The sequence below is a fragment of the Amycolatopsis albispora genome (assembly GCF_003312875.1).
In the GTDB taxonomy this organism is placed as follows: domain Bacteria; phylum Actinomycetota; class Actinomycetes; order Mycobacteriales; family Pseudonocardiaceae; genus Amycolatopsis; species Amycolatopsis albispora.
In genome coordinates this window covers 4,692,545-4,713,274 of record NZ_CP015163.1, presented here as the reverse complement: position 1 = coordinate 4,713,274, position 20,730 = coordinate 4,692,545, and the positions used below count along the sequence as shown (strand labels likewise).

Here is a 20,730-nt window from a genome sequence, read left to right as displayed (position 1 = left end):
CTGCTTGACTAGTTGGTCAACCGGCTTTACCTTAAAACCCGTCAAGCAGGTTGACTACATGGAGGTGGGTTCATGACCGTGGCGACACTGGCCGGGGCGCCGTCGTTCGAGCGTGGCGGGGTGCGGTTCCGGCCGCTGGCCGTGCCGAGCCGGGGTTCCGCCGAACTGGCCGTCTGGGCGCTGGAGGTCGCACCCGGTGAGGCCGGCGAAGCGCACCGGGTCAGCCGGGAGGAGGTTTTTGTGCTGCACCAGGGACAGGTGACGGCCACGCTCGACGGTCAGCCGTACCACCTCGCGCCCGGCGACGCGTTCATCCTGCCGCCGGACCGCGAGTTCAGCCTGAGCAACCCGGGCGGCGAACCCGCGCACCTGACCGTGTGCACGTCGAAGGGCTTGGAAGGCGTGCTGGCCAACGGCGAGCGGATCGCGCCGCCCTGGGCGCAGTAGGGCTCAGCCGCGTTCGAGGTAGGTGAGCACCGCACGGACGCGGCGGTGCTCCTCGGCGGAGACCTCCAGGCCGAGCTTGGCGAAGATGTTGCCGATGTGCTTTTCCACCGCGCCGTGCGAGACCACCAGCGTGTTCGCGATGGCGGTGTTCGACAGGCCCTGCGCCATCAGCCCGAGCACCTCGGACTCGCGCGCGGTGAGCGCGTCCAGCGGGTTCTTCCGGCCGCGGGCCATCAGCTGGGAGATCACGTCGGGATCGATCGCCGTGCCGCCACCGGCGACGCGCCGCACCGCGTCGAGGAAGTCGGCCACGTCGGCGACGCGTTCCTTGAGCAGGTAACCGACCCCACCGGCGCCGCCGGACAGCAGTTCGACCGCATAGCTCTCCTCCACGTACTGCGACAGCACCAGCACCGGCAGCCCGGGAACGACCTCACGGGCGCCGAGCGCGGCACGCAGGCCTTCGTCGGTGAAGGTCGGCGGCATGCGCACGTCGACGATCGCCAGCTCGGGCCGGTGCTCCTTGACCGCGACGAGCAGGTCCTCGCCGTTGTCCACGGCGGCCACCGTCTCGATGCCCTCGTCCGCCAGCAAGCGCTGGATCCCGGCTCGCAACAGCACCGCGTCCTCTGCGATGACCACGCGCATAGTTCTTCAGGCTCCCCAGGTTCGGCCTGCTCACCAGGTGCACGGCAGGTCCGAGCGGACCACCGTTGGCCCACCCGGCGGGCTGACGACGGTGATGACACCGTCAATCGTGGCAGCCCGGTCGGCCAGGCCGGCGAGCCCACCCCCGCTGCGCACCTCGGCACCGCCGTGCCCGTTGTCGGTGATCTCCACGATCACCTTGTCCTCGGTGCGCCACACCTTCACCGCCGCCCGCGTGGCACCGGAGTGCTTGGCGATGTTGGTCAGCGTCTCGCCGACGATGAAGTACGCCGTGGTCTCCACCGCGGCGGGCGGCCGCGGCTCGACGTCGACCGAAACGTCCACCGGCACCGGGGATTTCGCCGCCTGCGCGGACAGCGCCGCGTCGAGCCCGCGGTCGCCGAGCACGGCGGGGTAGATGCCGCGGGCCAGGTCGCGGAGTTCGGAGACGGCCAGCTTGGCGTCCGAATGCGCTTCGTCGATCAGTTCGCGGACCGCTTCCGGATCGTTCGCCAGCTTCGACTTCGCGCGGCCGAGGCTCATCGCCACGGCCACCAGCCGCTGCTGCGCGCCGTCGTGCAGGTCGCGCTCGATCCGGCGCCGCTCGGCTTCGGCGGCGTCGACCCCGCGGGCCCGCGACGCCTGCAGGTGCTGGGCCTTGGCGGCCAGCTGCTGGTTGCGCGGCGGGCCGAGCAGGGCGAGCGCGAGGGTGCCGTGCAGCCAGCCGACCCACGGCAGCACCCAGATCGCGATCGGGAAGAGCACGATGCCGGCGAGTCCGAGCGCGAACTCGACCACGCCCAGGGGCAGCACCGCCATCAGGTAGGCGAAGTCGCGCCAGGTGGTCTGGTCGGTCAGGCGGGTGCGCCAGCGCTGGAGCCAGCTGCCCTCCTGCGGCAGGCGCTGGGCGTCGGGGAGCGGGGTGCCCAGCGACACCCGCACCCAGCGCCGCTCCACGTCGCCGAACCAGCGGGTCAGGCCGGTGGCCAGCACCAGCAGCGGGATGCCGACCCAGATGGCCACCGTGCCGATGCCGACCACGGTCAGCACCACCAGCAGGACGAACTGGACGATGCGCAAGGGAAAGCTCGCGACCATGAAGCCGAGCGCCTTGGGCCAGAACGGCTTCGGCTGCTCGAACGCGGGCCCCTCCTGGGACATCCCGGTTCCTCCCTGTGCGGTGGTGACGATCGTCATCCTGCCACCGTCGACATCGCCGGGGCCTCCGGGAAAGGGGAACCGTCCTCCTCCATCCGCCGCGTGGGGCCGAGCAGCACCGCGGCGAAGCGGGCGTGGCCCGCGGCCATCGCCCTGGTCAGCGCCACCGAGATGGCGATGAACAGCACACCGAGCGCGGCCCAGGGCAGCGCCTCGACGGTGGAGTCCACGGTGATCCACCGCAGGTCGGCGTCGTAGGCGGGGAAGTGGAAGGCGCCGGTGGGCAGGTAGCGGAAGTAGATGGGCAGCGCGGCGAAGGCCAGGCTGACCGCCCAGAACGTGGTGACCAGGACGAACTGGATGATGCCGAGCGGGAAGAGCAGGAAGAAGTAGGCCGCGTCGCGCCAGGTGGCGCCGTCCTTGAGTCGGACCTTCCAGCGGTCCTTCTGGCTGCCTTCCGGCAGGGCCCGGTAGGGCACCGGGATGTAGGTGTCGAGCATGGCGTAGACCCGTGCGCGCTCCACCCTGGCGCCGCCGCGGGCCAGCAGCACGGCCAGCGCGGCGATCGGCAGGCCGACCCAGACGATGGCGGTGGAGATGCCGGTGGTGGCCAGGGTGAACAGCAGGGTGAAGCCGAAGATGCCGATCGGCAGGTTCATCAGCAGGAAGCCGAGCGACCCCGCGAACGGCGGACGCGACCGGCTGCCGTCCTGCTCGATCTGTGCCGTGTGCATGGCGGGTGTCCCTTCTGGGTGTCCGTGGCGTTTTCGCTGGACCAAGCTTCGCCGGAAGGGGGTGCGCCGGGCCATGGTGCCCGCGGGCATGCCGGGGGTGGGGTCAGCCCCACCATGCCGGGCAGCGCGGAATACCCGCTTGCGGGGGCGCGTTATGATGGACAGGTTGCCAGAACGACCCACCAGGGGGTGAACGGTTTCGACTTTGGACGTCGATTCAAGGGAAGCGTGCCGGTGCAGGCGAGAGACCACCGTAAGCGTCATCGCAAACCAATAAGCGCCAAGGCCAATAGCCAGCGCGACTACGCCCTCGCCGCCTGAGCGAGCGCGTGGTCTGTCGGCCCGGGAGTGCCTCCGTCCCGGTCGCCGGCATCAGCTAGGAGGCTTACCGCCGGACTCGGCCACGGAGTCCGGTAGGGAAACCAACAGTGGCTGGGCCCGTCACATCGGCTTGTTCGCGTGACCGATGGGGCCGAGTAGAGACAGAGCGGACTGCGCACGGAGAAGCCTTGATGAGGCGCCAGAGGACCCGGGTTCAATTCCCGGCACCTCCACCCGATGACCGGCGAGTGCTCGCGTAGAGCACTCGCCGGTTTCTTTGTGCCGGTCCCTGCCGGTGAACGAGGGCCAGCGCAATGCTCGGCGAGCGAGGAAAATCTTGCGCCGGAGACTTGGAATGGATCGTTCCGTTCTGTTAGGATGGAGTGGAACAGAGCGTTCCGGTCTCGAAGGAAGCGGGTGCAGTGAGATGGACTTCAAGTTGGAGCTGGTGCAGGTTCCGGTGTCGGACGTGGACCGCGCGAAGGCGTTCTACGTGGACCAGGTGGGCTTCGTCGCGGATCATGATCATCGGGTGAGTGCGGAGCTGCGGTTCGTGCAGCTGACCCCGCCGGGGTCGGCGTGCTCGATCGCCATCGGCACCGGGCTCACCCAGGCGCCCGCCGGTTCGCAGCCCGGGTTGCAGCTGGTGGTCTCCGACATCGAGGCCGCCCGCGCCGAGCTGGCCGGGCGCGGGGTCGAGGTGAGCGACGTCCAGGAGTTGCCCGGTGGCCGGTTCGTCTTCTTCAGCGACCCCGACGGCAACAAGTGGTCCGTGCAGGAAGTTTCACGGCCGAGCTAGGCCGTCCGGCCAGACGACGGTGACTGGGCGGTTCAGGCGGTGCGCGTGCGCCACGGCGTCCGCCGTGCCGCCGGTGCCGCGCGCCGGGCTGCCGTCCCACACCGCGACGAGCAGGTCGCTGTGCTCCACCACGAACCGCCCGGCTTCCTCGAAGGCGGCATCGCAGGCGTGGTGGTGCTCCAGCGTCACCGCGCTCTTCGCCGCGGCACGCAGCCGGAGATAGGTGTCCCTGGCGGCACCGCTGAACGTGGTGGCGTAGTCGTGCGACGGGATGACCGCAAAAAGCGTGCCGCCCGAGCGCAGCAGCAGTTCCGCGAACAGCTGGTCGGCGCCCTTGGCGAGGCTGCTCAGCCCGATCACCGGCGCGGCGGCTTCGGCCAGCACTGTGGTGATCTTTTCGAGCGCGTGCACGCGAGCCGCCGCGGGCAGCTCCTGGTGGCCGGTGATTCCGATGACCGTCATAACGCGCTGAAAGCCGCTCGCGGCGGCCGGATCGTTACGGGCGGGCCGCGACCGTTATCGGCCGGAAACCCCGCAGGCGCAGGCTGTTCGTCACGACAAAAACCGAGCTGAGCGCCATCGCGGCCCCGGCGATCATCGGGTTCAGCAGGCCGGCCGCGGCCAGCGGCAACGCGGCCACGTTGTAGGCGAACGCCCAGAACAGGTTGCCCTTGATCGTGCCGAGCGTGCGCCGCGACAGGCGGATCGCGTCCACGGCGGCCAGCAGGTCACCGCGCACCAGGGTCAGGTCGCTGGCTTCGATCGCCACGTCGGTGCCGGTGCCCATGGCCAGCCCCAGGTCCGCCTTCGCCAGCGCGGCCGCGTCGTTGACCCCGTCGCCGACCATGGCGACCACCTTGCCCTCACCCTGCAGCCGCGCGATCACGTCGGCCTTGTCGCGGGGGAGGACCTCGGCGATCACCTCGGTGATGCCGACTTCGGCGGCGACGGCACGCGCCACGGCTTCGTTGTCGCCGGTCAGCAGCACCGGCGTCAGGCCGAGCCGCTTCAGGCCCGCGACCGCTTCGGCCGACGTCGGCTTCACGGTGTCGGCGACCACCAGCACCGCGCGTGCCTGCCCGTCCCAGCCGACCGCCACCGCGGTCTGCCCCAGCTTTTCCGCTTCCGCCTTGGCGGCGGCGAGCGAAGGGGGCAGGTGCTCCAGCAGCGCGACCCGGCCCGCCACCACCGCGTGCCCGTCGACCGTGCCCCGTACGCCGAGCCCTTCCACCGCGGAGAAGTCCTCGACCTTCGGCAGCTTGCCGACGCGGTCCTTCGCACCACGCACAATGGCCTTGGCGATCGGGTGTTCGGAAGCGTCTTCGAGTGCGCCCGCGAGGCGCAGCGCGTCCTCGGCCGTGGTGCCCTCGGCGAGGTGAACGTCCACAAGGGACATCTGCCCGGTGGTCACCGTGCCGGTCTTGTCCAGCACGACGGTGTCCACCTCGCGCGTCGACTCCAGCACCTCCGGGCCCTTGATCAGGATGCCCAGCTGCGCGCCGCGGCCGGTGCCGACCAGCAGCGCGGTCGGCGTGGCCAGGCCCAGCGCGCACGGGCAGGCGATGATCAGCACGGCCACCGCCGAGGTGAACGCGCCCGACGCCGACGCGCCCGCGCCGAGCCAGAAGAACAGCGTGCCCACCGCGAGCGCGATGACCACCGGCACAAAAACCGCGGAGATCCGGTCGGCCAGCCGTTGCGCGGCGGCCTTGCCGTTCTGCGCGTCCTCGACCAGCTTCGCCATCTGCGCGAGCTGCGTGCCCGAGCCGACCCGCGTGGCGCGGACCACCAGCCTGCCGCCCGCGTTCACGCACCCGCCGGTCACGGTGTCGCCGGGGCCGACCTCGACCGGCACCGACTCGCCGGTGAGCATGCTCGCGTCGATCGCCGAGCCGCCTTCGGTGACCATTCCGTCGGTGGCGATCTTCTCGCCGGGCCGCACCACGAACCGGTCGCCGACGGCGAGTTCGCCGATCGGGATGCGCTGCTCACCGTCCCCGCGCAGCACGGCGACGTCCTTCGCGCCGAGTTCGAGCAACGACCGCAGCGCCGCGCCCGCCCGTCGCTTCGACCGCGCCTCGAAGTAGCGCCCGGCCAGGATGAACGTGGTGACCCCGGCGGCGACTTCGAGATAGATGTTGCCGTCGCCGCTGGTGCGTTCGACGGTGAATTCGAACGGGTGCGTCATGCCGGGTGTGCCCGCGGTGCCGAACAGCAGCGCGTACAGCGACCAGCCGAACGCGGCGAGCGTGCCGATCGAGATCAGCGTGTCCATGGTGGCCGCGCCGTGCCGCAGGTTCACCCAGGTGGCCCGGTGGAACGGCCACGCCGCCCAGACCAGCACCGGCGCGGCCAGCGCGAGTGAGATCCACTGCCAGTAGGTGAACTGCAGCGCCGGGACCATCGCCAGCGCGATCACCGGCACCGACAGCGCCGCGGCGCCGATCAGCCGGTCGCGCAGCGGCCGGACCGGATCGTCCACTTCGGACTCCGCAGGCGCTTTTCCGGTACGTGGCACGGTGGCCGCGTATCCGGCCGCCACCACCTGCTCGATCAGCGCGGTCGGCTCGAGATCGGCGGGGTAGCTGACCTTCGCCTTCTCGGTCGCGTAGTTGACCGTCGCGGTGACACCGTCCATCTTGTTCAGCTTGCGCTCGATGCGGGCGGCGCAGGAGGCGCAGGTCATGCCGGTGATCGCCAGCTCGACCTCGCTGGTGAGGCGTTCGGTCGTTTCGGAACTCATGTCGCTTCCTCAGCCGTGGGAGTGACCGTGGCCGTCGTCGCCGGGCGGGGCCGGTGCGGCTGGGGCGGTACCGCGTGCCTCGACGGTGAACTCGGCCGTGCGGACCTGGCCGCCGTGCTGGAAGTCCAGGAACAGGCGGTAGGTGCCCGGCGAGGGCACTTCGGTGTGGAAGTCGATGGACGGCCCCGGTACCGCGCTTTCGTCCGGGTGGACGTGCAGGTAGGCGAGATCGCCACCACGCAACGCGACCAGGTGGCCGTAGGCGCCGAGATAGGGCTCCAGATCGGTGACTTCGCGGCCGTCCTTGGACACGGTCAGCCGTACCGGCGACGACCGCCCGGCCACCAGTTCCCCGTCCAGCCGCACCCGATAACCGTCTACTTCGGACTCGCGGGCGGGCGGGTACCAGGCGGGCTGGTAATCACCCGGCGCGGAAAGGTCGGCGCCGAGGGTGGTGGCGCGGCCGCCGGTCGGCTTGAAGTCGGCGTACATCCGGTAGCTGCCCGCACTCGGCAGGCCGAGCTGGATCCACCAGGTGCCGTCCGCGGCGAGCTGCGGGTGGAGGTGCTGGAACCCCGCGGTGTCCCGGCGCACCAGGATCAGGTGCATGCGCTTCTCGTGCTCCACGTCGAAGGCGGTGACCGGGGCGCCGTCCGGGCCGAGCACGCGGAAGGTGAACGGCTGCGTGGTGCCGGTGGGCAGGGTGGTGGTGGACGGCACCAGCGTGTAGCCGTTGAGCGAGGAGGCCAGCCCGCCGGGCAGCTCGGCGGGCTGTGCCTCATGCGTGTCCTCGTGCGCCGCCGGTGCTCCCGAGGCGTCGAGCGGCCCGGCCGCGCCCCCGATGGCCCAGCCGCCACCGGCGACCAGGACCAGCGCCGCGCCGTACGCGGAGAGCTTCGCGGCGGTGTTCATCAGCTCGCGACCGCGTAACCGGCTTCGTCGACCGCGGCGCGCACCTCGGCGTCGTCGACGCCGTTCTCGCTGGTGACGGTGACCGCGCCGCCGGCGAGGTCCACGTCGACCTTGGTCACGCCGCTGATCTTGGTGACCTCCTCGGTCACCGACCGGGCGCAGTGCTCACAGGTCATCCCGGTCACCGCGTAAGTGGTCTCGGTCATCTTCGTGCGTCCTTTCCGGTGGGTGTGCGCTTGATCGCGAATCTATACCCAAGGGGGGTACAGTGTCCAACGGGGGCGCACTCCCGGTGGTCAGGAGCGGACGAGGCGCGCGATGGCCTCGGACGCCTCCCTGACCTTCGCCTCGGCCTCCTTGCCGCCCGCCGCGGCCGCGTCCACCACGCAGGTGGACAGGTGCTCGTCGAGCAGTTCGAGGGAAAACGCCTGCAACGCCTTGGTCGCGGCCGAAACCTGGGTGAGGATGTCGATGCAGTACTTGTCCTGCTCGACCATGCGCTGCAACCCGCGGATCTGGCCCTCCACCCGGCGCAGCCGCTTGAGGTACGCCTCCTTGTCGCCGCTGTAGCTGGCCATGCCGCACCCCTTACCTCGATCGCGTGTTCTCCGGCCATGCTACCCAACCCGGGTATGGCGTCGCCGGACCCGCGGTGGGGACAGCCCCACCCCCGGCACGCCCGCGCACCCCATGGTTCCGCGTGCGCCCGCCCGCGATGCTCCTTGCAGCAAGGAAGCGGAGGGGAACATGAACCAGGAAGTGGTCCGGCTGACCTCGGTGGTCAAGACGTACGGGGGCGAGCGCAACCGCGTCGTCGCGCTGGACGGGGTGACAATGGGGTTTTCGCGCGGCAGCTTCACCGCGGTGATGGGGCCGTCGGGCTCGGGGAAGAGCACCTTCCTGCACTGCGCGGCCGGGCTCGACCGGCCGACCTCCGGCTCGGTGGTGCTCGACGGGCACGAGCTCGGCGGCATGTCCGAAGTGGCGCTGACGCGCCTGCGCCGGGACAGCGTCGGCTTTGTGTTCCAGGCGTTCAACCTGCTGCCCGCGTTGAACGTGCTGGAGAACGTGACGCTGCCGCTGCGGCTGGCGGGCAAGCGGCCGAACCGCGCGGCGGTCGACGCGATCATCGAGCGGGTCGGGCTCGCCGACCGGCGCAAGCACCTGCCCGGTGAGCTGTCCGGCGGGCAGCAGCAGCGGGTCGCCATCGCCCGTGCGCTGGTCAGCCGTCCCGCGGTGCTGTTCGGCGACGAGCCGACCGGCGCGCTGGACACGCAGACCTCACTGGAGGTGCTCGGCCTGCTGCGCGAGTCCGTACGGTTCGCCGGGCAGACGGTGATCATGGTCACCCACGACCCGGTGGCCGCCTCGCACGCCGACCGCGTGGTGTTCCTCGCCGACGGCCGGGTCGCCGACGAGCTGAGCCAGCCGACCGCCGAACTGGTCGCCGAGCGCATGACACACCTCGGTGCCTTCGCCGCCGCCGGGGTGGCGTGATGTTCCGCCTCGCCACGCGCATGCTGCGCTACCGCAAGGGCGGGTTCGCCGCCTCGTTCGTCGCGTTGTTCTTCGGTGCCGCCATCGTGCTCGCGTGCGGTGGCCTGATGGAGACCGGCATCCGCACCGCGGTCCCGCCGGAACGGTTCGCCGCCGCGCAGATCGTGGTCAGCGGCAACCAGGAGTTCGAACTGCCGAGGGAAGCCGTTCCCGACGAGGACGGCGATCGGGACTCGGACACCGGTGTGCTGTCCGAACGCGTTCGCGTCGATGCCGGGCTGGTCGCCGAGATCGGGCGCCTCCCCGGCGTCGAACGCGCCCTGCCGGACGTCACCTTCGAGGTCCACGACCAGGGCCGCCAGTTCGACGGCCACGGCTGGAGTTCCGCCGAACTCGCCGGGAACGCGCTGGTCGCGGGCAGCGCGCCGGCGAAGGCCGGGCAGGTCGTGCTGCCCGCCGGCGCCGGCCGCCAGCCCGGTGATGTCGCCGAGCTGGCCGTGCGCGGTGAGGTGCAGCGGTTCACCGTCACCGGGCTCACGGCCGCGCCGTCCGCCTTCTTCACCGACACCGAAGCCGCTCGCCTGCTGGGCAAGGCGGGCGCGATCGACGCCGTCGCCGTGTCGGTCACCCCGGGCACCGACGTGGAAGCGTTGCGCCTGCGCATCGACGACGTGATCGGCGACCGGTCCGCGGTGACGCTGACCGGCGACGAACGCGGGCGCGCGGAATTCCCCGGCGCGGAGGCGGGCGGCGTCGGGCTGATCACGCTCGCCGGGGTGTTCGGCGGCATGGCCACCACGGTGGCGATCTTCGTGGTCGCCTCCACGCTCGGCCTGTCCGTGCAGCAGCGGGCGCGGGAACTCGCGCTGCTGCGGGCGATCGGCACCACGCCGGGGCAGCTGCGGCGGATGGTGCTCGGCGAGACGCTGGTGGTCGCCGTGGTCGCCACCGCGCTGGCCTGGTTCCCCGGGCAGTGGCTCGGGCGGTTCCTGTTCGGCCAGCTCGCCGAACGCGGGGTGGTCACCGGGCAGATGGTCTTCCACCAGGGCTGGATCCCGATGGTCAGCGCGGCCGGGGCGGCCCTGCTGACCGCGCTCGGGGCGGCGTTCGTCGCCGGTCGCCGGGCCGCGCGGGCGCGGCCGACCGAGGCACTGGCCGAGTCGGCCGTGCCACGCCGCTGGCTGAGCGCGCCCCGGCTGATCATCGCGCTGCTCTGCCTCGGCGGCGGGATCGCGCTGGTGATCGTCACCACCACGGTGATGACCGGACCGGTCGCGGCGGGCACCGCCGGGCCGACGGTGATGCTGTGGGCGATCGCGCTGGCCCTGCTCGGCCCGGGCATCGCCCGGCTGGCGATCGCGCTGCTCGGCTGGCCGCTGCGGGCGCTGACCGGGCTCAGCGGGCGGCTCGCGCTGCTCAACGCGCGGAACCGACGGCTCCGGATGGCCGCCGCGATCACCCCGATCATGCTGGCCAGCGGCATGGCGCTGGCGATGATCTACCTCCAGACCACGCAGCAGGCCGCCGGGGAACGCGCGTTCAGCGAGAACCTGCGAGCCGACGCCGTGCTGGTGTCGTCGGCGGGTGGGTTCGACCCGGCGCTGGCGGACGAGGTCGCCGCGCTGCCGGGGGTGGCCGGGGCGTCCGCGCTGGTCACCAGTTCCGGTCACGTGGTCGACTACGACAACGGCTGGCAGGACGAGGAAGGCCTGCCGTTGCAGGGGATCAGCGCCGAGGGCGCGGCGCACACGCTGGCCACGCCGTTCACCGCGGGCGACGCCGGAGAGCTGCGCGGCAACAACGTCGCGCTGCCCGCGACCTTCGCCGAAGCGCTCGGCAAGTCCGTCGGGGACACGGTCACGCTCCGCTTCGGCGACGGCGCCACCACCGAGGTGCGGATCGCCGGGCTGCTCGGCGGACGGCCGGGCTACGAGGTCGGCCTGGTGCCGGCGAGCCTGCTCGCGCCGCACACCGACGCGGGCACCGTGCCGCAGGTGCTGGTGAAGGCCGAGCCGGGCGCGGACCTCGCGCCGGTGCTGGCCGGGCTGGCCGAGCGCGTGCCGGGGCTGGTGGTCACCGACCGGGCCGCGGTGACCGCGGCGAACAGCGCGCAGCAGGACCTCGGGGCCTGGGTGAACTACCTGCTGGTGGCGATGATCGTCGGGTACACGGTGATCTCGGTGGTCAACACGCTGGTGCTGGCCACGGCCGAGCGGCGGCGCGAGTTCGCGCTGCAGCGGCTGGTCGGCTCGACGCGCGGGCAGGTGCTCCGGATGGCCGCGGTGGAGGCGAGCCTGGTGGCCATCGCCGGGATCGTGCTGGGCGGGCTGGTGTCGCTGACCTCGCTGGTGCCGTTCAGCCTCGTCATCAGCGACACGCCGGTGCCGGACGGGCCGATCGGGGTGCTGTTCGCGGTGGTCGGCGGGGCCGCGGCGCTGGCGTTGCTCGCCACGCTGGTGCCCGCGTGGTTCGCGCTGCGGGCGCGGCCGGTGGAAGCCGCTGTCGCTCCGTGATGTGGCGCGTGTCATGCTGATGGGGGACACGCGATCGAGCGTGGCCGGAAGAAGGTGCCAGATGACCTGGGCAAGGCATGGGAGCACTACCGACCCGGCGGCCGACACGAGCTACCTGGCCGGAGTCAAGGCGGAGGAGAAGATCCACCGCGACGTGCAGGAAGGCAGAGCCGCGCGCACGGTCGCGCAGCACTCCTCCGACGCGCGGGAATGCGCGGAACTGCTGGAGATGCTCGGCATCTCCGTCGAGGCAGGAAGACGGCAGTAACAACTGAGGGTCACGCACCGCCGACGCGGGACGTCAGTTCCGCGGCGGTGCGCCCGACGGCTTCGGCGAGCCCCGGCCAGTCCTGACCGCAGGCACCGGCCGGGGCGTCGCAGACGTGCCGGAAGGTCACGCTGATCGCGGCGAGCGGGCGGTGGCCGTGGTCGAACACGGGGTGCGCCACCGAGGCGAAGCCCGGGGTGACGTGCCCGTCCTCGATCGCCCAGCCGCGGCGGCGCTCGGCGTTGAGCGTGGCGCGCAGCTCGGCGAGCGTGCGCGGGCCGCGATCGGTGCGCCGCACGAAGGCCGCGGCGGACGGGAACAACGCGCGGACGTGCGCGGCGGGCAGGTGCGCGAGCATCGCGCGCCCGCTGGCGGTGAGCTGCGCGGGCAAGCGCACACCCACGTCGGTGACCAGGGTTTCCGGTCGCGCCGGGCGTTCCTTGATCAGGTACAGCGCCTCACCACCGTGCAGGATGCCGAGGTGCGCGTTGTGCTCGACGCGGTCGACGAGCTTGCGCAGCAGCGGCGCGGCGAGCCGTTCGAGCGGGTCGTGACGCAGGTAGGCCGAGCCGAGTTCGAAGGCCGCGATGCCCAGCCCGTAGCGCCGGTCGTCCGGCAGGTGGGTGACAAAACCGGCGGCCACCAGCTCGGCGAGCAGGTGGTAGGTGGTGGAGCGCGGCAGGCCGAGCTCGCGCGCGATGGCGCCGGCCGAGACCGGGCCGGGGCGTTCGGCCAGCGCGCGCAGGATGCCGAGGCCGCGCCGCAGCGCGGGAACGTCGGAACTGGTGCCCATGGCTGCCTCCGCCCGGTGTCTGGGATCCCAGACAGAACCACTCGATCCCCGATTTTGCCAGCGCCCGGACCGGAGTCCAATGGCAGGCATGCCGGAAACTGTTGTGCACCTGGGTGCGGACCCGCTGCGGGCGGAGCAGGTCGTCGCGGTCGCGCGCGGCCGGGCGGCGGTCGAGCTGACCGAGTCCGCGCGGAAGAGCCTCACCACCGCCCGCCAGCACATCGACGCGCTGGCCGAAGCCACCCAGCCGACCTACGGGGTGTCCACCGGGTTCGGCGCGCTCGCCGTGCGGCACATCCCGGTGGACAGCCGGGTCGCGCTGCAGCGCTCGCTGATCCGCTCCCACGCCGCCGGTGCCGGGCAGCCCGTCGAGACCGAGGTCGTGCGCGCGCTGATGCTGTTGCGCCTGCGCACGCTGGCCAGCGGGTACACCGGTGTCCGCCCGGTCACCGCGGACACCCTCGCGCGGCTGCTCAACGCGGACATCACGCCGGTGGTGCCGGAGTACGGCTCGCTCGGCTGCTCCGGTGACCTCGCGCCGCTGGCCGCGGTCGCGCTGGCGTTGATGGGCGAGGGCGAGGTGGTCCACGAAGGCCGGGTGGTACCGGCGGCGCAAGCGCTTGCGTCGGCCGGGATCGAGCCGGTGGTGCTGGCCGAGAAGGAAGGCCTCGCGCTGACCAACGGCACCGACGGCATGCTCGGCATGCTGCTGCTGGCCTGCGCCGACCTGCGACGCCTGTTCGACCTCGCCGACATCACCGCGGCGATGAGCGTGGAGGCCCTGCTCGGCACCGACCGCCCGTTCGCCGCCGACCTGCAGGCCCTGCGCCCGCACCCCGGTCAGGCCGTTTCGGCGAGCCGGATCTTCGCCGCGCTCGCCGGGTCGGGCATCGTGGCGAGCCACCGCGGCCCGGAATGCACCCGCGTGCAGGACGCCTACTCGCTGCGCTGCGCGCCCCAGGTGCACGGCGCCGCCCGCGACACGCTGACCCACGTCGAACTGGTCGCCGACCGCGAGCTGGCGTCGGCGGTGGACAACCCGGTGGTGCTGCCGGACGGCCGGGTCGAGTCGAACGGCAACTTCCACGGCGCGCCGGTCGCCTACGTGCTCGACTTCCTGGCCATCCCGGTCGCGGACCTGGCCAGCATCGCCGAGCGCCGCACCGACCGGATGCTGGACGTGGCCCGTTCGCACGGGCTGCCCGCCTTCCTCGCCCACGATCCCGGCGTGGACTCCGGGCACATGATCGCCCAGTACACCCAGGCCGCCGTGGTCAGCGAGCTGAAGCGGCTGGCCGTGCCGTCCTCGGTGGACTCCATTCCGAGCAGCGCCATGCAGGAGGACCACGTTTCGATGGGCTGGAGCGCGGCGCGCAAGCTGCGCAAGGCGGTCGAGGGGCTGACCACCGTGCTGGCCATCGAACTGCTCACCGCCGCCAGGGCACTGGACTTCCGGGCGCCGCTCGAACCGGCCCCGGTCACCGCCGCGGTCCGCGACCTGCTGCGGACGCGGGTGCCCGGCCCCGGCCCGGACCGCCACCTGGCGCCGGAGATCGCCGCCACCGAAGAACTCATCGCCTCGGGTGCTGTGACCGAGGTCGTCAACGCCAAGCTGGAGGAGAGCCGATGAGCCAGACCGTGCGCGCCGCCCGCGGCACCACGCTGACCGCGAAGAACTGGCAGAGCGAAGCCGCGCTGCGGATGTTCCACAACAACCTCGATCCCGAGGTGGCCGAGCGGCCGGAGGACCTGGTGGTCTACGGCGGCACCGGCAAGGCCGCCCGCGACTGGGCCAGCTTCGCCGCGATCACCCGCGGACTGACCACTTTGGACGAAGACGAGACGCTGCTGGTGCAGTCGGGCAAGCCGGTCGGCGTGTTCCGCACGCACGAGTGGGCGCCGCGGGTGCTGATCGCCAACTCCAACCTGGTCGGCGACTGGGCCACCTGGCCGGAGTTCCGGCGGCTGGAGCAGCTCGGGCTGACCATGTACGGCCAGATGACCGCGGGTTCGTGGATCTACATCGGCACGCAGGGCATTCTCCAGGGCACCTACGAAACCTTCGCCGCGGTGGCGAAGAAGAAGTTCGGCGGCTCGCTCAAGGGCACGCTGACCGTCACCGCCGGGCTCGGCGGCATGGGCGGCGCGCAGCCGCTCGCGGTGACCATGAACGACGGGGTCGCGCTGGTCATCGAATGTGATCCCGAGCGGGCGCGGCGCCGGGTGGAGACCCGCTACCTGGACGAAATCGCCGACGACCTCGACGACGCGATCCGGCGGGTCAGCACGGCGAAGAAGGAGCAGCGGGCGCTGTCCGTCGGGGTGATCGGGAACGCCGCCGAGGTGCTGCCGGAGTTGCTGCGCCGGGGTGTCGAGGTGGACATCGTCACCGACCAGACCTCCGCGCACGACCCGCTGGCGTACCTGCCCAAGGGCATTTCGGTCGACGACTGGGCCGACTACGCGGCCAAGAAGCCCGACGAGTTCACCGACCGCTCGCGGGAATCGATGGCCGACCACGTGGACGCCATGCTCGGCTTTCTCGACGCGGGCGCGGAGGTCTTCGACTACGGCAACTCGCTGCGCGGTGAGGCGAAGCTCGGCGGCTGCGAGCGCGCCTTCGACTTCCCCGGTTTTGTGCCCGCGTACATCCGGCCGCTGTTCTGCGAGGGCCAGGGCCCGTTCCGCTGGGCCGCGCTCTCCGGTGATCCCGAGGACATCGCCGCCACCGACCGCGCGATGCTGGAGTTGTTCCCGGAGAACGAATCCCTCGCGCGCTGGATCCGGCTCGCCGGGGAACGCGTCGCCTTCCAGGGGCTGCCCGCGCGGATCTGCTGGCTGGGTTACGGCGAGCGGCACCTGGCCGGGCTGCGGTTCAACGAGATGGTCGCCAGCGGGGAGCTGAAGGCGCCGGTGGTGATCGGCCGCGACCACCTCGACTCCGGCAGCGTGGCCTCGCCGTACCGCGAGACCGAGGGCATGGCGGACGGTTCGGACGCGATCGCCGACTGGCCGCTGCTCAACGCCATGGTCAACACCGCGTCCGGGGCCAGCTGGGTGTCCATCCACCACGGCGGCGGGGTCGGCATGGGCCGGTCCATCCACGCCGGGCAGGTCTGCGTGGCCGACGGCACCGCGCTGGCCGGGCAGAAGATCGAGCGCGTGCTGACCAACGACCCGGGCATGGGCGTGATCCGGCACGTCGACGCCGGTTACGAGCGGGCCGCCGAGGTCGCGGCCGAGCGCGGGGTGCGGGTGCCGATGAAGGAGGCCGAATGACCGCGTCCGGGCTGCTCGACCGCATCGCCGACGTCGGCCGCGACCGGGCGCGCGGCGGTTACTCGCGGCACGCGTTCGATTCGGCCGAAGCCGAGCTGCGCGAGTGGTTCACGGCCGAGGCCGGATGGCTCGGGCTCGATGTGGAGACCGATCGCAACGGCAACATCTGGGCGTGGTGGGGCACGCCGGGGCCGGACGCGACGGTCACCGGCAGCCATCTCGACTCGGTGCCGGGCGGTGGTGCCTTCGACGGCCCGCTCGGCGTGGTCAGCGCGCTGGACGCGGTGGGCATCCTGCAGCGCAAGGGGTTCACGCCGGGCAAGCCGTTCGCGGTGGTGGTGTTCGCGGAGGAGGAGGGCGGCCGGTTCGGTGTGCCGTGCCTGGGTTCGCGGCTGCTCACCGGCTCCATCGACCCGGACCAGGCCCGTGCGCTGCGGGACCCGGACGGCACCACGCTCGCCGACGCGGCTTCGCGGGCCGGGTACGACCCCTCGCGGTTCGGGCCCGATCGGGAGGCGTTGTCGCGGATCGGGCGGTTCCTCGAACTGCACGTCGAGCAGGGGCGCGGCCTGATCGACCTGGACTCGCCGGTGGCCGTGGGCAGTACCGTGATCGCCCACGGCCGGTGGCGGTTTTCCTTCCAGGGGCAGGGAAACCACGCGGGCGCGACGTTGCTGTCCGACCGCCGCGACCCGATGCTCCCGGCGGCGGCCACCGTCGGTGCCGTGCGACGAATCGCGGCCGGGGTGCCGGACGCGCGGGCCACGGTCGGCCGCCTGGTGCCCACGCCGGGCGGTACCAACGTCATCGCGTCCACAGTGGACCTGTGGCTGGACGCGCGGGTGCCCGGGAGCGGGCTGACCGAGGCGCTGGTCGAGGACATCGCCGGGGCGGCGCGGGAAGCCGCGGCCGCGGAGGGCTGCACGGTGACGGTGACCAAGGAGTCCTATTCGGACACCGTCGCGTTCGATGGTGGCCTGCGTGACCGGTTGTCCGGGGTGCTCGGCGGGGTGCCGGAGCTGCCGACCGGCGCCGGGCACGACGCGGCGATCCTCGCCCCGCACGTGCCGTCGGGCATGCTCTACGTGCGGAACCCGACGGGGATCAGCCATTCGCCGGAGGAGTTCGCCGAGGCGGCGGACGTCGACCACGGGGCGCGTGCGCTGGCGGACGTGCTGGAGGACCTTTCGCGATGACCGCATTCTGGTGCGAGCGAGCGTGGCTGCCGGACGGGGTGGCCGACGGTGTGCTGCTGGAGGTGTCCGGTGGTCGGATCGAGTCGGTCATTCCGGGGGCGCCGAAGGCCGGTTCGGTCCTTCATGGACTGACCGTGCCGGGCATGGCCAACGGGCATTCGCACGCGTTCCACCGCGCGCTGCGCGGCCGGACGCACCACGATCGCGGGACCTTCTGGACCTGGCGTGAGCGGATGTACGCGCTCGCCGAGCGGCTGGACCCGGACAGCTACTACCGGCTCGCACGCGGGGTCTACGCGGAGATGGTGCTCGCCGGGTTCACCAGCGTCGGCGAGTTCCACTACCTGCACCACGCGCCGGGCGGAAAGCCCTACGACGACCCGAACGCGATGAGCCACGCGCTCGCGCGGGCCGCCGTGGACGCCGGAATCCGGCTGACCCTGCTCGACACCTGTTATCTGGCAGGCGGTTTCGGGGTCGAACCGGACGTGCACCAGCAGCGGTTCAGCGACGGTGACGCGGACGGTTGGGCGGTGCGAGCCGGTGCGTTCCGGCCGGAGAGCGAGCTGGTCCGGGTGGGCGCGGCCGTGCATTCGGTGCGCGCGGTGCCCGCCGAGCAACTGCCGGTGGTCGCCGAATGGGCGGGGGAGCGGCCGCTGCACGTCCATCTGTCCGAGCAGCGTGCGGAGAACCAGGACTGCTTGGCGTACCACGGGAAAACCCCGACCGCGCTGCTCGGTGACGCCGGTGTGCTGGGTGCGTCGACGGTGGCCGTGCACGCCACGCACCTGACCGAATCCGACATCGGGCTGCTCGGCCGCATGCGTTCACGCGCCTGCTTCTGCCCGACCACGGAACGGGATCTCGGCGACGGGATCGGGCCCGCGCGGGAACTCGCCGACGCGGGTGTCCACTTGGGACTGGGCACCGACAGCCACGCCGTGGTGGACGCCTTCGAGGAAACCAGGGCGCTGGAGTTGAACGACCGGCTGCGCGCGGAGGCACGTGGCCGGTTCACCGTGGACGAACTGCTGGCCGCGGCGACCGATCACGAGGCGATCGGATGGGCGGAATGCGGCCGGCTGGCGCCGGGCGCGGCGGCGGATTTTGTCACCGTCGATCTGGGGTCCGTGCGGACGGCGGGCGGGGAGCCGGAGGGCGTGTGGTTCACCGCGTCCGCGCCGGACGTCACGGACGTGGTGGTGGACGGGCGGTTCGTGGTGCGGTCGCGGGCGCACCAGCTGATCGAGCGCCCGGAAGCGGAACTGGCCGAGGAGATGGGAAACCTGTGGCGAGCACACTGATCACCGGCATTGGCGAGCTGACCACCAACACCGGGGAGAAGCAGCGGGACGTCTCGGTGGTGATCGAGAACGACCGGATCGCGTGGATCGGGCGGGGTGCGCCCGAGGCCGATTCCCGGGTGGACATCGGCGGGCGCGCGATGCTGCCCGGGTGGGTGGACAGCCACACGCACCTGGTCTTCGCCGGTGACCGCACCGCCGAGTTCGAGGCTCGGATGGCGGGAAAGCCTTATACGGCAGGCGGAATCTCGGTGACCGTGGAGGCGACGCGCGCGGCCTCGGATGAAGCCTTGGCGGACAACCTCGCCTTGCACGCGGACGAGGCGGCTCGGCAGGGGACGACCTGCCTGGAGACGAAGACGGGGTACGGCCTGAGCGTCGAGGACGAGGAACGCTCGGCCCGGATCGCCGCCGCGGTCGCCGACGAGGTGACCTTCCTGGGCGCGCACCTGGTCCCACCCGGTGCGGACGCGGAGTCCTATGTGGACCTGGTGTGCGGGCCGATGCTGGAGGCGGTGGCGCCGCACGTGCGCTGGGCGGACGTGTTCTGCGAGACCGGTGCCTTCGACGAGGCGCAGACGGACCGGGTGTTGGCGGCGGCTTCGGCGGCCGGGCTCGGGTTGCGGGTGCACGGGAACCAGCTGGGGGAGGGGCCGGGGGTGCGGCTGGCCGTCCAGCACGGGGCGGCGAGCGTGGACCACTGCACGTACCTGTCTTCGTCCGATGTGGACGCTTTGGCTGGTTCCTCGACGGTGGCTACGTTGTTGCCCGCCTGCGATCTGTCGACTCGGCAGCCGCTGGCCCCGGCGCGGCGGTTGCTTGATGCCGGGGCGACGGTCGCGTTGGCGAGCAACGCGAACCCGGGTAGCTCGTATACGACCTCGATGGCGTTCTGCGTGGCTACGGCGGTGTTGCAGATGGGCTTGTCGATCGATGAGGCCGTTTGGGCTGCTACGGCGGGTGGGGCGCGGGCTTTGCGACGGGAGGACGTGGGGTACGTGCGGGCGGGGGCACGGGCGGACCTGCATGTGCTGGACGCGCCTTCGGTGACGCATTTGGCTTATCGGCCCGGGGTGCCACTGACCTGGGCGGTGTGGCGTCGGGGCGTGCTGGTGGGGAGCGGTCCGGGTCACGAGTCCAGGTAGTGGAGGACGCCCATTTCGGCGGCTTTCTCGCGTGCCCGCGCGACGGAGGCCTTGTCCAGGCGGCGCAGGGCGCCTGCCAGCAGCTCCCGGTCGCCGTTGCCGACGTGCGCGAGCAGGTCGAAGGTCGGCACCCAGAGATCATGAGAAGCCGCCGCCGCGGCGAGGCCGTCGAAGCGGGTTTCCGGCAGCAGTTCGACGACCTGCCCGACGCGAGCCTTGTCGTCCAGGACGAAGGCGGTGTGCAGCAGGGCCTCGTCGTGCAGGACATCGAGGGCGGCTTCGACCGTCTCGTCCGGCAGGTGGCCGACGAACCGGCCGATGGTGATCCAGTCCTCCCGCCGCACCAGTTCCGCGGCGACCTCCAGCACGCGTGCCCGTGGCATCCGCGCGATGATCTCGCTGCACCGCCGCGGGTCCAGCTCGACCGCCACATCAGCCAGGAAACCCAAGCTCAGCCGGTTCGCCACGTCCACCGCGCGGTCCGCGTCCATCACGCCGGCGATCCGCGCGCACAGCATCGGGCCGTAAGTCCGTTCGGCGATCTTCGCGGTCACCGCGCCCGGCAGCAGCTTGCTCGCCGACGCCATCCGCCGCAGCATCGGCAGGTTCGCGTCGAACAGCACGTCGGTCATCCGCTCACGCAACCGCCGCAGCTCGCGGGCGTCCACCTTGGCCAGAAAGGACAGGCGTTCGTGGTCGGCGCCGAGCAGACGGGCCAGTTTCAGCACTTCGGCGCGGCTGTCCAGGGTGGTCACAGGCCCACCACCCGCCGGACCGTGCCGCGCAGCATCGACGGCACGTACTTCAGCCCCTCCTCGGCCGCTCTGGCCAGCGCCGCCGACTGCCGTCGCCGGGCTTCACCGAAAGCCTCGGCCAGTTCGGCCTGCTCGGCCTCGGTCAGTGCGTCGATGCCGGCGGGCAGTGGGCCGCCGAGGTGCTCGGCGAGGCTGCGCTTCGTTGCCATCCCCGCATC

At 71.9% G+C, this 20,730-nt stretch carries 21 protein-coding genes and 1 other RNA gene; 11 read left to right on the top strand and 11 right to left on the bottom strand.

Translation table 11 applies throughout. From position 1 onward, the window contains the following. Nucleotides 1-72: 72 nt before the first annotated feature. The gene (locus A4R43_RS22165) at nucleotides 73-447 is read left to right on the top strand and encodes a cupin domain-containing protein (RefSeq protein ID WP_113694094.1); all 375 of its coding nucleotides are present in this window, start codon (nucleotides 73-75) and stop codon (nucleotides 445-447) included. A 3-nt stretch (nucleotides 448-450) separates the two neighbouring features. Here A4R43_RS22165 and A4R43_RS22160 read toward each other — a convergent pair whose 3' ends face one another. From A4R43_RS22160 to A4R43_RS22150, 3 genes are read right to left on the bottom strand one after another with little or no spacing between them, the layout of a single operon-like run. Further along, nucleotides 451-1,095: a response regulator transcription factor gene (locus A4R43_RS22160; protein WP_113694093.1), complete on the bottom strand. Its 645-nt coding sequence runs from the start codon at nucleotides 1,093-1,095 to the stop codon at nucleotides 451-453. A 30-nt stretch (nucleotides 1,096-1,125) separates the two neighbouring features. Next, nucleotides 1,126-2,256 carry a sensor histidine kinase gene (locus A4R43_RS22155; protein ID WP_113694092.1) on the bottom strand — a complete coding sequence of 377 codons (1,131 nt, stop codon included), beginning with the start codon at nucleotides 2,254-2,256 and terminating at the stop codon, nucleotides 1,126-1,128. A 32-nt stretch (nucleotides 2,257-2,288) separates the two neighbouring features. Further along, the gene (locus tag A4R43_RS22150; protein ID WP_113694091.1) at nucleotides 2,289-2,987 is read right to left on the bottom strand and encodes a sensor domain-containing protein; all 699 of its coding nucleotides are present in this window, start codon (nucleotides 2,985-2,987) and stop codon (nucleotides 2,289-2,291) included. A 185-nt stretch (nucleotides 2,988-3,172) separates the two neighbouring features. Here A4R43_RS22150 and ssrA point away from each other — a divergent pair. Then, nucleotides 3,173-3,544: a transfer-messenger RNA gene (gene ssrA, locus A4R43_RS22145) on the top strand. 191 nt (nucleotides 3,545-3,735) lie between these two features. Beyond that, complete coding sequence (locus tag A4R43_RS22140) at nucleotides 3,736-4,107, top strand: glyoxalase superfamily protein (RefSeq protein WP_113694090.1); 372 nt, start codon at nucleotides 3,736-3,738, stop codon at nucleotides 4,105-4,107. Here the strand turns inward: A4R43_RS22140 and A4R43_RS22135 are convergent. The 5 genes from A4R43_RS22135 to A4R43_RS22115 form a co-directional block, all read right to left on the bottom strand. Then, complete coding sequence (locus tag A4R43_RS22135) at nucleotides 4,093-4,569, bottom strand: hypothetical protein (protein WP_113694089.1); 477 nt, start codon at nucleotides 4,567-4,569, stop codon at nucleotides 4,093-4,095. The genes A4R43_RS22140 and A4R43_RS22135 overlap by 15 nt on opposite strands. Before the next feature lie 34 nt (nucleotides 4,570-4,603). Then, nucleotides 4,604-6,850, bottom strand: a complete 2,247-nt coding sequence (locus tag A4R43_RS22130) for a heavy metal translocating P-type ATPase (RefSeq protein WP_113694088.1) — start codon at nucleotides 6,848-6,850, stop codon at nucleotides 4,604-4,606. Nucleotides 6,851-6,859: 9 nt separating this feature from the next. Then, nucleotides 6,860-7,762: a hypothetical protein gene (locus A4R43_RS22125; RefSeq protein WP_113694087.1), complete on the bottom strand. Its 903-nt coding sequence runs from the start codon at nucleotides 7,760-7,762 to the stop codon at nucleotides 6,860-6,862. Next, nucleotides 7,762-7,968: a heavy-metal-associated domain-containing protein gene (locus tag A4R43_RS22120; protein ID WP_113694086.1), complete on the bottom strand. Its 207-nt coding sequence runs from the start codon at nucleotides 7,966-7,968 to the stop codon at nucleotides 7,762-7,764. Before A4R43_RS22120 ends, A4R43_RS22125 begins: the two co-directional genes overlap by 1 nt. A gap of 90 nt (nucleotides 7,969-8,058) precedes the next feature. After that, nucleotides 8,059-8,340, bottom strand: a complete 282-nt coding sequence (locus tag A4R43_RS22115) for a metal-sensitive transcriptional regulator (protein WP_113694085.1) — start codon at nucleotides 8,338-8,340, stop codon at nucleotides 8,059-8,061. 169 nt (nucleotides 8,341-8,509) lie between these two features. Here A4R43_RS22115 and A4R43_RS22110 point away from each other — a divergent pair, with 169 nt between their 5' ends. The 3 genes from A4R43_RS22110 to A4R43_RS22100 all read left to right on the top strand — a co-directional run bounded on the left by A4R43_RS22110 (nucleotide 8,510) and on the right by A4R43_RS22100 (nucleotide 12,040). Then, a complete protein-coding gene (locus tag A4R43_RS22110; RefSeq protein ID WP_113694084.1) occupies nucleotides 8,510-9,259 on the top strand; it encodes an ABC transporter ATP-binding protein in 750 nt (249 codons plus the stop codon). Continuing rightward, nucleotides 9,259-11,772 carry an ABC transporter permease gene (locus tag A4R43_RS22105; protein ID WP_113694083.1) on the top strand — a complete coding sequence of 838 codons (2,514 nt, stop codon included), beginning with the start codon at nucleotides 9,259-9,261 and terminating at the stop codon, nucleotides 11,770-11,772. The genes A4R43_RS22110 and A4R43_RS22105 overlap by 1 nt, the downstream gene beginning before the upstream one ends. Before the next feature lie 61 nt (nucleotides 11,773-11,833). Beyond that, a complete protein-coding gene (locus A4R43_RS22100) occupies nucleotides 11,834-12,040 on the top strand; it encodes a hypothetical protein (RefSeq protein ID WP_162788241.1) in 207 nt (68 codons plus the stop codon). A gap of 10 nt (nucleotides 12,041-12,050) precedes the next feature. Here the strand turns inward: A4R43_RS22100 and A4R43_RS22095 are convergent, their stop codons facing one another. Continuing rightward, nucleotides 12,051-12,833, bottom strand: coding sequence for an IclR family transcriptional regulator (locus A4R43_RS22095; RefSeq protein ID WP_113694081.1), 783 nt, complete (start codon nucleotides 12,831-12,833; stop codon nucleotides 12,051-12,053). An 88-nt stretch (nucleotides 12,834-12,921) separates the two neighbouring features. Here A4R43_RS22095 and hutH point away from each other — a divergent pair, with 88 nt between their 5' ends. The 5 genes from hutH to hutI are packed head-to-tail and all read left to right on the top strand — an operon-like array spanning nucleotide 12,922 to nucleotide 19,757. Then, a complete protein-coding gene (gene hutH, locus A4R43_RS22090) occupies nucleotides 12,922-14,463 on the top strand; it encodes a histidine ammonia-lyase (protein WP_113694080.1) in 1,542 nt (513 codons plus the stop codon). Beyond that, the gene (gene hutU, locus A4R43_RS22085; RefSeq protein ID WP_113694079.1) at nucleotides 14,460-16,112 is read left to right on the top strand and encodes a urocanate hydratase; all 1,653 of its coding nucleotides are present in this window, start codon (nucleotides 14,460-14,462) and stop codon (nucleotides 16,110-16,112) included. Before hutH ends, hutU begins: the two co-directional genes overlap by 4 nt. Next, nucleotides 16,109-17,308, top strand: a complete 1,200-nt coding sequence (locus A4R43_RS22080) for an allantoate amidohydrolase (protein ID WP_113694078.1) — start codon at nucleotides 16,109-16,111, stop codon at nucleotides 17,306-17,308. The genes hutU and A4R43_RS22080 overlap by 4 nt, the downstream gene beginning before the upstream one ends. Beyond that, nucleotides 17,305-18,612: a formimidoylglutamate deiminase gene (locus A4R43_RS22075; RefSeq protein ID WP_113694077.1), complete on the top strand. Its 1,308-nt coding sequence runs from the start codon at nucleotides 17,305-17,307 to the stop codon at nucleotides 18,610-18,612. The genes A4R43_RS22080 and A4R43_RS22075 overlap by 4 nt, the downstream gene beginning before the upstream one ends. Beyond that, a complete protein-coding gene (gene hutI, locus A4R43_RS22070; RefSeq protein WP_113694076.1) occupies nucleotides 18,597-19,757 on the top strand; it encodes an imidazolonepropionase in 1,161 nt (386 codons plus the stop codon). Before A4R43_RS22075 ends, hutI begins: the two co-directional genes overlap by 16 nt. Here hutI and A4R43_RS22065 read toward each other — a convergent pair. Beyond that, entirely contained in the window at nucleotides 19,742-20,512 is a 771-nt protein-coding gene (locus A4R43_RS22065; protein ID WP_113694075.1) for a hypothetical protein, read from the bottom strand. The two genes, hutI and A4R43_RS22065, sit on opposite strands and share 16 nt — an antisense overlap. Beyond that, a complete protein-coding gene (locus A4R43_RS22060; protein ID WP_113694074.1) occupies nucleotides 20,509-20,721 on the bottom strand; it encodes a hypothetical protein in 213 nt (70 codons plus the stop codon). The genes A4R43_RS22065 and A4R43_RS22060 overlap by 4 nt, the downstream gene beginning before the upstream one ends. Nucleotides 20,722-20,730: the final 9 nt, after the last annotated feature.